The 12,087-nt window shown below is 38.4% G+C and carries 13 protein-coding genes; 11 read left to right on the top strand and 2 right to left on the bottom strand.

The window, feature by feature from the left end; translation table 11 throughout:
* Positions 1-113: 113 nt before the first annotated feature.
* The 3 genes from ACFTQ7_RS04855 to ACFTQ7_RS04845 all read left to right on the top strand — a co-directional run bounded on the left by ACFTQ7_RS04855 (position 114) and on the right by ACFTQ7_RS04845 (position 1,294).
* On the top strand, positions 114-341 hold the full coding sequence (locus ACFTQ7_RS04855; RefSeq protein WP_079563482.1) for a spore coat associated protein CotJA: 228 nt from the start codon (positions 114-116) through the stop codon (positions 339-341).
* Positions 334-597 (top strand): spore coat protein CotJB, encoded by a 264-nt coding sequence (locus tag ACFTQ7_RS04850; protein ID WP_386827563.1) that lies wholly within the window; start codon positions 334-336, stop codon positions 595-597. The genes ACFTQ7_RS04855 and ACFTQ7_RS04850 overlap by 8 nt, the downstream gene beginning before the upstream one ends.
* 127 nt (positions 598-724) lie before the next feature.
* Positions 725-1,294 (top strand): manganese catalase family protein, encoded by a 570-nt coding sequence (locus tag ACFTQ7_RS04845; protein ID WP_079563480.1) that lies wholly within the window; start codon positions 725-727, stop codon positions 1,292-1,294.
* 68 nt (positions 1,295-1,362) lie between these two features.
* On the opposite strand, the gene ACFTQ7_RS04840 is transcribed toward ACFTQ7_RS04845, so the two are convergent.
* Together ACFTQ7_RS04840 and ACFTQ7_RS04835 are read right to left on the bottom strand one after the other, a co-directional pair.
* Complete coding sequence (locus ACFTQ7_RS04840) at positions 1,363-2,019, bottom strand: potassium channel family protein (protein ID WP_386827562.1); 657 nt, start codon at positions 2,017-2,019, stop codon at positions 1,363-1,365.
* Between the two features lie 25 nt (positions 2,020-2,044).
* On the bottom strand, positions 2,045-3,382 hold the full coding sequence (locus ACFTQ7_RS04835) for a TrkH family potassium uptake protein (RefSeq protein WP_386827561.1): 1,338 nt from the start codon (positions 3,380-3,382) through the stop codon (positions 2,045-2,047).
* 223 nt (positions 3,383-3,605) lie between these two features.
* Between ACFTQ7_RS04835 and rpsU the strand changes: the two genes are divergently transcribed.
* The 8 genes from rpsU to ACFTQ7_RS04795 all read left to right on the top strand — a co-directional run bounded on the left by rpsU (position 3,606) and on the right by ACFTQ7_RS04795 (position 12,079).
* On the top strand, positions 3,606-3,779 hold the full coding sequence (gene rpsU, locus ACFTQ7_RS04830) for a 30S ribosomal protein S21 (RefSeq protein WP_004227078.1): 174 nt from the start codon (positions 3,606-3,608) through the stop codon (positions 3,777-3,779).
* Between the two features lie 323 nt (positions 3,780-4,102).
* The gene (locus tag ACFTQ7_RS04825; RefSeq protein ID WP_386827560.1) at positions 4,103-5,431 is read left to right on the top strand and encodes an NfeD family protein; all 1,329 of its coding nucleotides are present in this window, start codon (positions 4,103-4,105) and stop codon (positions 5,429-5,431) included.
* A gap of 3 nt (positions 5,432-5,434) precedes the next feature.
* A complete protein-coding gene (gene floA, locus ACFTQ7_RS04820) occupies positions 5,435-6,439 on the top strand; it encodes a flotillin-like protein FloA (RefSeq protein ID WP_349660395.1) in 1,005 nt (334 codons plus the stop codon).
* A 27-nt stretch (positions 6,440-6,466) separates the two neighbouring features.
* Positions 6,467-6,949 (top strand): hypothetical protein, encoded by a 483-nt coding sequence (locus ACFTQ7_RS04815; RefSeq protein WP_349660394.1) that lies wholly within the window; start codon positions 6,467-6,469, stop codon positions 6,947-6,949.
* A gap of 55 nt (positions 6,950-7,004) precedes the next feature.
* Entirely contained in the window at positions 7,005-7,265 is a 261-nt protein-coding gene (locus ACFTQ7_RS04810) for a hypothetical protein (protein WP_079563475.1), read from the top strand.
* Complete coding sequence (locus ACFTQ7_RS04805; protein WP_386827559.1) at positions 7,255-8,373, top strand: sporulation protein YqfD; 1,119 nt, start codon at positions 7,255-7,257, stop codon at positions 8,371-8,373. The genes ACFTQ7_RS04810 and ACFTQ7_RS04805 overlap by 11 nt, the downstream gene beginning before the upstream one ends.
* A gap of 2 nt (positions 8,374-8,375) precedes the next feature.
* Positions 8,376-9,332, top strand: a complete 957-nt coding sequence (locus ACFTQ7_RS04800; RefSeq protein WP_349660392.1) for a PhoH family protein — start codon at positions 8,376-8,378, stop codon at positions 9,330-9,332.
* Positions 9,333-9,958: 626 nt separating this feature from the next.
* Positions 9,959-12,079, top strand: a complete 2,121-nt coding sequence (locus ACFTQ7_RS04795) for an HD family phosphohydrolase (protein ID WP_349660391.1) — start codon at positions 9,959-9,961, stop codon at positions 12,077-12,079.
* Positions 12,080-12,087: the final 8 nt, after the last annotated feature.

The following is a 12,087-nucleotide window of genomic DNA, read 5'->3' as shown; positions in this document are numbered from 1 at the left end:
CTTATACATGATACGCGAATTATTTGCTACGATAAAATAGATCTACGTCTGAATAAAAATTAAATCTACCTCATATACTCCACTGATGTAATTGATACAGAAGGGAGGATACAATGTTTACTCAATATAAGTATTGGAAGCCTTTTGTTAGTCCGTTCGATCCATGTCCACCTATAAGGGTTAAAAGTTTTTCAACACCGCCTCAATTATATATGGGTTTTCAACCGCCTGGGCTACCGCAATATCCAACCCCTAGAGAAGCTCTCAAATCTGGCACGTTATGGCCTCAATTATTTAGCCCCTATCCAAATCCCCAACAAGGAGGGATAAAGAATGAGTAAGGAGATGCCACCCGAATATTATACGCTACTTGAAGAAATCCAAGCCATTGATTTTGTAATAGTGGAATTAAATCTTTATTTAGATACTCATCCTCACGATTTTGATGCCATTCAGCAATTTAACGAAAACACTGAAATCAGTATGCGGCTTAAGGTTGAATTTGAACAGAAATTTGGTCCGCTTATGAATTTTGGGAGAAGTTATTCAAATTATCCGTTTAATTGGATAGATACACCTTGGCCATGGCAAGTTTAACTTTTTATTGAAAGTGAAACGTCGGCTACCAAATGTATTAGGAGTTTTTTGTGCATGCCCAAAGCCGATTCTAAATGCAATTATGCTCCAGACATAATTGATTATGAGTAACTAGGAGGAACTATTTTTGTGGTATTATGAAAAAAAGCTCCAGTATCCAGTAAGGGTTAGTACATGCAACCCTATGCTGGCTAAGTATTTAATTGAGCAGTATGGTGGTGCAGACGGGGAATTAGCAGCAGCACTTCGATATATGAATCAGCGCTATACGATTCCCGATAAAGTAGTTGGACTGTTAACCGATATAGCGACAGAGGAGTTTTCTCACTTAGAAATGATTGCCACGATGATTTATAAACTGACAAAGGATGCGACTCCAGAGATGCTAAAAGAGGCAGGTCTGGGAGAGCACTATGTTAATCATGACAGGGCATTATTTTATCAGAATGCAGCTGGATCACCGTTTACGGCAACTTATATTCAAGCTAAAGGGGATCCGATTGCTGATTTGTATGAGGATATTGCAGCTGAAGAAAAAGCAAGGGCGACATATCAGTGGATTATTGATTTATCAGATGACACTGATTTAAATGATAGCTTGAAATTTTTACGTGAACGAGAAGTTGTTCATTCTCAACGATTCAGAGAAGCTGTAGAGATTTTAAAAGACGATAGGGATAGCAAGAAAATCTTCTGAAAAATAACGAAGGCTGTTTCAAAGGGGAAATCTTCTTCGGACACAACCTTCGATATTTTGTATTTTATCTATTCAACACTTGAAAATATAGTAAGATCCTTTCTATGGCCAATCATAACTAATAGATCGCTTTCTTCAATAATCTGATCAGGAGAGGGTAAGATGGTAATATTACCATCCCGAACTATGGCAATAACACTGACATTATATTTGGAACGAATGTCTAAATCCCGTAAACTTTGTCCGACCATTTTAGAAGGAATCATAATTTCCTCTATACTGTATTCCTTTGATAATTCAATATAATTCAGCATGTTTGGTGAAAGAAGCTGATTAGCTACTCGCTCACCCATATCTCTTTCAGGGTAAATAACCCAATCAGCTCCAACCTTTTCTAAAACCTGTCCATGTCTTTTGCCGAGAGCCTTTGCAATTATTTTTTTTATGCCTATTTCCTTTAATAATGAGACCGTTAAAATACTTGATTGCATATCAATACCAATAGCGACAATGACACAATCGAAATTTCTGATTCCGATGGAGTTAAGTGCTTTTTCTTCTGTCGTATCAGCAACTACTGCGTGTGTAACATAAGGTTCAGCATCTTCGACTTTTTCCTCATTAATATCGATTCCTAAAACTTCAATCCCAGCTTCATATAATTTGCGGGCTACGCTTACACCAAACCTACCTAGACCTATAACAGCATATTGTTTGATCGTCATTGTGTGCATCGCTCCTTTATTATGGTTAGCCAATCATAATTTTTCCTTTTGGATGACGGAAAGCCTCCGTTTTTCGACGATTTGTAATGGCGAAAGCAATTGTTAAGGGGCCTAATCTTCCTACAAACATTGTTAATATAATCAGAAGACGGCCGCCGGTTGATAGCTCGGGAGTTAGCCCCATTGTAAGTCCAGCTGTTCCGAATGCAGAAGTAGCCTCAAATAAATACATCATAAAACTATGACGTTGTTCAATAAGACTTAAGACGATGGTAACGATTACGACTATCATCATCCCACACATTGTAACTGTTAAAGCTTTCAAAATCGTTTCATTAACAATTCTACGCCTAAAAAGCACTACATCTTCTTTCCCTTTCATTTGACACCACATCGTAGCAACTAAAACAGCGAAAGTCGTTATTTTGATACCTCCAGCAGTTGATCCAGAACCTCCTCCGATGAACATTAACCAAATGATTAAAAATAATGTTGAATGTGTTAAATCACCAATAGGGAGGGTATTAGAGCCAGCAGTTCTAGGTGTCACAGCTTGGTATAATGAACCAAGAATTTTGCCCCATTCAGATAGTGGGCCAATGGTTTTACTATTGTTGTATTCAAATAAGAAAATTAATAGCGTCGAGCCTACTGTTAATATGAACGTAGTAGTTAAAACAATTTTTGTATGCACTGAAAGTCGCTTCGTTCCGCGGTATTTATATAGTTCGTTAATAACAATAAATCCTAAGCCACCAATCGTAATAAGTGCACAAATAGTGAATACGACGAAAGGATCATCTACATACTCTGTTAAGCTCTTAAAGTCACCCATTATATCGAAACCAGCATTATTAAAATTCGAGATGGCATGGAAATATCCGAAGTAAAAGGCTTTACCTACAGGCATATCGAACGAAAAACGAATAGATAAAATGAAGCCACCTATCATTTCAATTAATGCAGTAAATAACAGGATCCTTTTAACTAATTTAACTAGGCCAGCTATTGTAACGTTATTAAATGCCTCTTTTAACAAAAGTCGTTCTTTTAAAGAAATTTTTTTTCCTAAGAGTAAAAATAATAACGTCGCAAATGTCATAAAGCCCAGTCCGCCAATTTGGATAAGAAAAAGAATAACTAATTCTCCAAATATCGAAAATGTATCGCCGGTATCTACAACAATCAGTCCTGTTACACAAGTAGCGGAGGTAGCGGTAAATAGAGCATCTAAAAATGAAAGACCATTAGCGTCGACCGTTGCAATGGGGAGGGTTAAAAAAAATGTTCCGATTAAAATGATGATGGCGAAGCCCAAAACAAGTGCTTTTGGAGGATTTAATTTATTGATAAATGTTTTCATTTTATTCTCCTCATTGAACCTATAATTAATAAAATTTGTATGTTTATTGTTGTCCAAAAGTGAGCTGAAAATTCTTAAGGGAATAAAACCAAAAATTCACCAGATTAATTCGTACACTTTCTATTGACCATTTTTAGACAATACGTTATAATTCTTTAGTACACAGCAAATGGTTATTAGCCTATTTGTGTATTGACGTGTGTTCGGAGGGAGGGAAAGAGAGATGTCAAAAACTGTCGTTCGCAAAAACGAATCGCTTGAAGATGCTCTTCGCCGCTTCAAACGTACTGTATCAAAAAGTGGTACAATTCAAGAAGTTAGAAAGCGCGAGTTCTACGAAAAACCTAGCGTAAAACGTAAAAAGAAATCAGAAGCTGCACGTAAACGTAAGTGGTAATTTAATTTCCCATTAAAAATCCCTACGTTCATAACACGCAATTGTATGATTCACTGAGCAGACAAAAATATACCTGAAATTAATCTCATGTCGATTAATTTCAGGTATTTTACATTAGCTCAATTTTACGTACATATTGGAGAAGCCGAATGGGATCTTTGTGATTCATTCGGCTTTTATGTTACATACTTATAGTAGAAGCCTTATCCGGGGCCACATAAGTTAATAATTCACTGTATAATAAAATTATTAGGATTTATGAAACTTTTTGCATAGTCAGTCGTATATACAGGAGAGAAGCATGTTAGAAGGGAGGGAAAAAGATGCGAAGACGAAGAATCCTCAGCTATTTACTAGTTATTTGGATGACATTTTTGTTAGCGTTTCCACTAACGTCTGCTTTTGCAAGTAGCAAGGTCTACCACATACCAATTCATAATGAAGTAGAAAGAGGACTTCACGCATTTTTAGAACGAGCTTTTAAAGAGGCGGAAGAAAACAATGCAGAAGCGATTATTTTAGACATTCATACACCTGGTGGTTTTGTGAATGCAGCCGGTGATATTGCAATGCTTATGGATGCAACGGATATACGTAAAATTGCGTACATTAACAAAGATGCTCATTCTGCAGGTGCCTTTTTAGCCTTACATGCGGATGAAATCTACATGGTGCCAAATGGAACGATCGGGGCGGCTGCAGTTATTGATTCAGCAGGAAATGCAGCAGATTTAAAGGCTCATAGTGCATGGGTTGCTCAAATGGAGGCAGCTGCAGAATCAAAAAAACGCGATCCAAAATATGCACGAGCGATGGCTGATGTATCTGTTGATTTACCAGAATTTCGAGCAGGAGAAGGGAATTTATTAACGTTATCAGCTTCAGAGGCAGAAAAAGTTGGTTATTCTGATGGAACGGTTTCGAATTTCCAGGATCTTTTAAAAGCAACGCAAATAGATGAGCGTGACATCGTTCCGATTGAACCTACTTTTGCTGAAAAACTTGCTCGTTTTATTACAAATCCGATTATCGTTCCGATTTTATTGTCGATTGCAAGCTTGGGGCTTGTAGTTGAGCTATATTCGCCAGGTTTTGGTGTTCCGGGTATAATGGGATTGTCAGCGCTAGGATTATTTTTCTTCGGTCATATGGTGGCGGGCTTGGCAGGTTATGAGACATTACTTTTATTTATTGTAGGTTTAGCGCTTGTTATAGCGGAGTTTTTTGTCCCCGGTGGTATTGTTGGTATTTTAGGTGGTGCGCTAATATTACTAAGTCTAATACTGGCAGGTGCAAACATGATGCAAATGATTATAGCGATTTTCATTGCATTTGTTGTAGCGATAATAGGAATGGTGATCTTGATGAAATTTTTCGGTAAAAAATTACATGTTTTAAACAAGCTTGTCTTGATGGATGCGACAACGACGGAAGAGGGCTATGTATCTAACGTAAATCGCACAGAACTGCTTGGAAAAGTGGGTAAAGCGATTACACCCCTTCGTCCGGCGGGTACAATGTTATTTGGTAGTGAACGCATTGACGTAGTATCGGAAGGTGGCTATGTTGATGCTGGAAATCATGTAGAAGTTATTAAAGTAGAGGGCTCACGAATTGTTGTGAGACGAACAGAAAAAGAGATGGAGGAATAGTAAATGGGTTTTGATTTAGCTTTATTAGGTCCAATTGCAGGGCTAGTCTTATTATTCATTGTAGTCGCGGTATTCTTTACCTTTGTACCAGTAGCGCTATGGATTTCTGCACTTGCTGCAGGTGTCCGTGTTAGTATTTTCACATTAATCGGTATGCGTTTACGTCGTGTAATCCCATCACGAATCGTGAACCCATTAATAAAAGCACATAAAGCAGGATTACCTGTTACGATCAATCAACTTGAAAGTCACTATTTAGCAGGTGGTAATGTTGACCGTGTAGTAAATGCGTTAATCGCGGCTCATCGTGCAAATATTGAGTTATCATTTGAACGTTGTGCAGCTATAGATTTAGCGGGACGTGACGTATTAGAAGCGGTACAAATGTCTGTTAACCCGAAAGTCATTGAAACACCATTTATTTCAGGTGTTGCGATGAACGGGATTGAAGTAAAAGCGAAGGCGCGTATTACTGTACGAGCAAACATTGAACGTTTAGTCGGTGGTGCTGGTGAAGAAACGGTTATTGCTCGTGTAGGTGAGGGGATCGTTTCGACAATTGGTTCGGCTGTGCATCATACAGAAGTTTTAGAAAACCCTGATATGATTTCTCAAACGGTTTTATCAAAAGGTCTAGATTCAGGTACAGCATTTGAAATCTTATCGATCGATATTGCTGATGTTGACATCGGCAAAAACATCGGTGCTGAATTACAAATTGAACAAGCACAGGCTGATAAAAACATTGCCCAAGCGAAGGCTGAAGAACGTCGTGCGATGGCTGTAGCGAACGAGCAAGAAATGATTGCACGCGTACAAGAGATGAAAGCGAAAGTAGTAGAAGCTGAAGCTGAAGTACCACAGGCTATGGCAGAGGCTCTACGTTCGGGTAATCTTGGTATTATGGATTACATGAACTACCGTAACATTCAAGCAGATACTGCGATGCGAGACTCCATTTCTAAAGTAGGCTCAGATAAATCAGAAACTAATGAATCTAACCAATAAAAAAACTGAAAGGAGCGGTACTAATAAATGGAACAATTAATTATATTTGTGATAATTGCCATAGTCAGCTCTATTTTCGGTAAATCAAAAAAGAAAGAACAAAAACCAATGCCTCCTTTTAACAAGGATTCACAAGTAGAGCCTCCTGTTATAAAAAGAGCAGAGGTGACGCAACAGCAACAATCTAAACCACAGAGTTTTGAGGATTTTGCACGTGGGTTTTTAGGTGAATGGGAAAATGAAAAGCCCCAATTCGAAGAGCCGAAAAAAAATGTCGAAAAAACAGTAATTGAAAAAACACCGAGCTATGTAGCTCCCTCTTTAGTCCCGACTGAGAAAATGGGTCGTACGTCGAATAGAGAAAGTATTGGCCGTTTGGCAGCTGGAAAAAAAGTCGAGGGAGTAGCTGAACCACAATCGGCTTTTCAATTACCGACATCAAAAAAATCATTCATGCAGGCTGTTGTAATGGCAGAAGTTTTAGGCCCTCCAAAAGCAAAAAGAAAATAACTAGCATGTCCTCCTTTTTCGATGCATATATTGCCGAAGAAGGAGGCATTTTTTTATGAGAAAACTATTTCAATTAACGCCACTACTTGAATTATTACAATATGAAACACTAAAAATCATTGGCCCGTATCGTTTTCTACATGCTGATGCTTCATCGTGCTCTTTTATCTATGCAGACTATCATATTACTGTGCGTGGAAAATCGGTGGAAATTAATGCTCTTAAAGAAGATATGTTGCATCTTTCTGTAGAGGATTTACAGGAGCTTCAGATGAAAATGACAAAGAATATGGGTGTGAGCGATAATGTGGAATAATCGGCCAATTATCATACGTATAAAGCGCCATGAAAATGTTCATCCTTTTATTCAAGCATTGCATGTGCAACATGTGCCATTAAAGCGTGTTGTTTTTCGTGAGCAAGAGGTTGTCTTTGAAACAACTATGCATTATCTACCAAAGATTCGCCGTGTGCGTAGTCGTTACCGACTTAAAATGGCAATCTATTATGCAGATGAACTTCAAGTTTTTCGAGCGCAGCTTTGGACTTTGCTTGGCCTAGCGTTGATGATATTAATACCATTACTATGTGCGCAGGTTATTTGGCGGATTGATATTAAAGCGGCAACACCGGAGTTAGAGGAACGTCTAGGAAAGACCTTTCAAGATACATTTCAATTAGAAACACCCATTTCTAAAAAAAACTTACCCTCAGATGCTGTCATGCGACAGAAGCTATTAGAAGGGCATCGAGACCTTTCGTGGGTGCATATTGAAAAGTACGGTGGACGTGTAATTTTACGACCTCAGGAGTCCCCAAAACAAACTAAACAAACGAATGAAAAGTTAGCGGAGCATTTAGTAGCAACAAAAAGTGGTGTAATTACTCACTTTAATATTCAAAATGGAGAACGGAAAATTTCAGTTAACGATACGGCTTACGAAGGTGATGTTCTCGTAAGTGGCGTAATTGAAAGTGGTGAAGATCAAGTCTTTGTTGGGGCTAAGGGAGAAGTTTACGCAGATTATTGGCTTGAATGTTCATTTAAAATTCCAACAAAACTAACGATGGAAACGCTACAACAAAAGCAATGGCGCGTATTAGTGAAAGGCATTCATGAAGAAAAAGATAAAGTTGACTATGTGCAAAAGAAAGATTTACCTGATTGGCTCGATCCATATGTTTCAGTTGTTGAGGAGCAGTACTCAAAAAAAGTGCAAGTAGAGCTTAATGAATCCAAAATAGATTCATTGCTCATACCATTGCTTCATGAAAAGGTACTTCGTTCACTACCTGCGAAAACGGTTATAAAAAAAGAAAACCTTTTACAGGTAAAGTGGGGGAATGGTACAGTTGAAGGGAAAGTTCTATTTTTAGTCAATGAAAACATTGCCAGTCCAATACAAGGCCTACAAGGAGAATGATTATGTCAGAACATTTAACTGTATTACAAGTGGATAATCCAAACGAAGCGGTCATGCTACTCGGAATTTCCGATGCAAATATGAAATTAATCGAAGAGGCTCTAAAAGTCCACATTATTACACGTGGTGAACAAATTCAGCTTGCTGGTGAAGAGGATGCAAAGGAACAAGCAACATTCCTTTTACATGCTCTTTTAAAGGTCATTCGTAAAGGAATTAATATTGATCAGCGTGATGTTGCAACAGCAATTGAAATGACACAAAAAGGAACGATTGAATACTTTGCAGAACTTTATGATGAAGAAATAGCTCGCACGACGAAAGGCAAGCCTATTCGTGCAAAGACAATAGGTCAACGAGAATACATACAAGCAATCCGTCATAAGGACGTTATTTTTGGTATCGGACCAGCCGGTACTGGGAAAACGTATTTAGCGGTAGTCATGGCAACACAGGCGCTAAAAAACGGGCACGTTAAGCGTATTATTTTAACACGCCCTGCAGTAGAGGCAGGCGAGTCTCTAGGCTTTCTTCCGGGGGATTTGAAGGAAAAGGTAGATCCTTATTTACGCCCTCTTTATGACGCTTTAAACGATATTTACGGATCAGAACAAACACAAAGGCTTATTGAAAGAGGCACAATAGAAATTGCACCTTTAGCATATATGCGTGGCCGTACATTAGATGATGCCTTTGTTATTTTAGATGAAGCTCAAAATACGACACATCAGCAAATGAAAATGTTTTTAACGCGACTAGGATTTGGCTCAAAAATGGTCATTACCGGCGACAAAACACAAATTGACCTACCAAAAAATATGGAATCTGGATTAATCGTAGCAGAACGAACATTAAAGTACGTAAAATCTATACATTTCCAAACTTTAGAACAAGGTGATGTAGTACGCCACCCAATCGTAGCAAAAATCATCCAAGCATACGAAGAGCAGCAACTTTAATATGACCGCTTAGCGGTCATATTAAAGTCTGTACTGAAAGCACCAAAGTAACGCGATATACAAAACTTAGGTTCATCACCAAAAGTTGTGGATGACTTTTGTTTAAAACTTCTACTATGTAAAAAAGTTGATCTTCGTTACGACTGGGCGACTCCATGGGGATTAGCGATATAGAGGAACGAAGGCTAAAAACATCACGTCCTGTGATAACGCCTTCGTGACCAACATCGTGCTGCTGCCGCTACGTTGCACTCACGCTTTCGCGCAAAAGACATCTGTTGGCCCGAGACCCTGCAGCGTAGCGGATGTTTTCTGTGCGAAAGCGCAGTGCTAACGTAGCGGCAGCAAATGTTTTTTAACTGTGCGAAAGCGAAGCGACAGCAACAACAACAAATGTTTTCTGTAGCGAAAGTGAAGCGGCAGTAACAAAGCGCACAGTCGGAACGGAAATCAACCACACGTTTTGATGATGATCCAACACTTAACAAGCATGAAAAAGGTTTGAAAATGGAAAAATTTGTGACGGCTATACGATGTGTATAGCTGTTTTTTTACTTTCTTATACATTTTTCGGGAAAAATGTTTTTTGAATTGGTATGATAGTAGGTAGATAGAGGAGGTGCAAGATGGAGAAACAATTAAAAAAAATAACAGAACTTATTGGCTTTCGCTACTTTTTAATTGTCGTTCTCATCTTAACAGGAGCCCTACAATTTACTTTTATGTATGGCAATGTTAAAGGTGTTACATATGATTTTAAACCATTACAGCTAGCGCCTGAAACAGTACGATCTACTAAAACGATAGAAGATACTTATAAAACGCAACAGGAACGAGAAAAAGCAACAAATGCAGTTGCACCAGTCTATCAATTTTCTGCGGATGTTGCTAAACAGCGAGCTTCGATTGTAACGTCTTTATTCGACTATGTTCTTGAGGTAAAGGCAGATGTTGAGAGTAGCAAAGAACCTATTCCTGTTGTTGATCAAGTGGCGCAGCTTCGTAAAAAACTTGAATCTATAGATTCAGAGCAAATGCCCATTGTCTTCACTGATTCACAACTAGAAGGATTGTTAGTACAAAGTGAAGCGGATCTAAAAAGAACAAGTACACAACTATCAAAACTCGTACAGGAATATTTACAAAAATCCATTCGATCTGAAAATGTGTTTGCGTCTCAAAATGATTTTGAGACAAAAATTCGTGGACAACGAGGCTATCCTGATAAAATATTTAATACGGTAGTTTTAATTGGTCGTACGAGTATTATTGAAAACGAGACGATAAACGAGGAACAAACGAAAATTCGAAAGGAACAAGTGAGGGAATCGGTTGAACCAACTCGAATTCTTCAAGGACAAATCATCGTACAGGAAGGGCAAATTATTGATAATGAGGCGTTCCGTCAATTAGAGCTTCTAGGTATGGTAAGTAATAAGGCATCGATGAAACCGATTGCAGGGCTGATTATTTTAATACTTCTTGAAATGATGTTCATGTTTGTTTTATTCGAACGCTGGCATATAGATGAGTACAAAAAACGTAATGCCCTGTTGGTAACAGTAATTGTTTATAGTTTATCGATCCTGCTGATGAAATTTATTAGTCTAGTCTCAGGAGGTTTTGATGTTACGATTGCCTTCCTTTTCCCAACAGCATTGGCAACGATGCTAGTACGGTTATTAGCGGATGACCGTGCTGCAGTTCTTATTACGGTTATGACAGCAGCATCTGCGGGTGTTATATTCCAAGAGGGTTATTCATCTGTTATGCAGATGGAAATTACACTGTATATAATTTTTGGAGGATTTGCGAGTTTATTCTTTTTGCAAAGTATGGAAAAACGTTCGCATATTTTACATACTGTAGGTATTATAGGGCTCGTAAATATGTTATTTATTGCATTTTATTTACTGATGACACAATCTTCCTACGGCTTGTCAGAGTTAGTGTTTTACTTTATCGCGGCAATGATATCGGCTTTATTATCAGGAGCTCTTACAATGGGTCTCTTACCATTCTTTGAATCAGCATTTAGCTTATTGTCGTCGTTGCGTTTAATTGAATTATCGAACCCGAACCATCCATTGCTGAAAAAATTACTAATGGAGGCTCCGGGAACATATCATCATAGTGTTATGGTGGCGAACTTAGCGGAGGCTGCATGTGAGGAAATTGGTGCGGATGGATTACTAGCTCGTGTAGGATGCTATTATCATGATATTGGCAAAACGAAGCGCCCTGCCTTCTTCATCGAGAATCAAATGTCTGGTATTAATCCCCATGATTCATTGTCTCCGGAAAAAAGCGCGGAAATTATAATTGCGCATACTACTGATGGGGCTGAAATGCTAAAACGATATAAGATGCCACAGGAAATTATTGATATTGCTTTGCAGCATCACGGATCTAGTCTGTTAAAATACTTCTACTTTAAAGCGAAGGAAGAAGGAAAATGCTTAGATGATACAACGTACAGATATCCAGGTCCGAAACCACAAACGAAGGAAGCGGCAGTTATTAGTGTTGCAGATAGCGTTGAGGCAGCGGTTCGATCGATGAAGGAACCGAATGCGGAGAAAATTCAAAAGTTGGTACGAGCAATTATTGATGATCGAGTACAAGACAGTCAGTTTGATGAATGCGATATTTCGATAAAAGAGTTAAAATGTATAGAGAGAGTACTTTGTGAAACGTTGAATGGAATTTTCCACTCACGAATTGAATATCCAAAGGCAGATAAGTAGGAGGATCT

The organism is Lysinibacillus sp. NPDC056959 (genome assembly GCF_042674095.1).
Classification (GTDB): domain Bacteria; phylum Bacillota; class Bacilli; order Bacillales_A; family Planococcaceae; genus Lysinibacillus; species Lysinibacillus zambalensis.
Note: the sequence above shows the minus strand (reverse complement) of the source record. Positions and strands in the feature narration are given on the sequence as shown.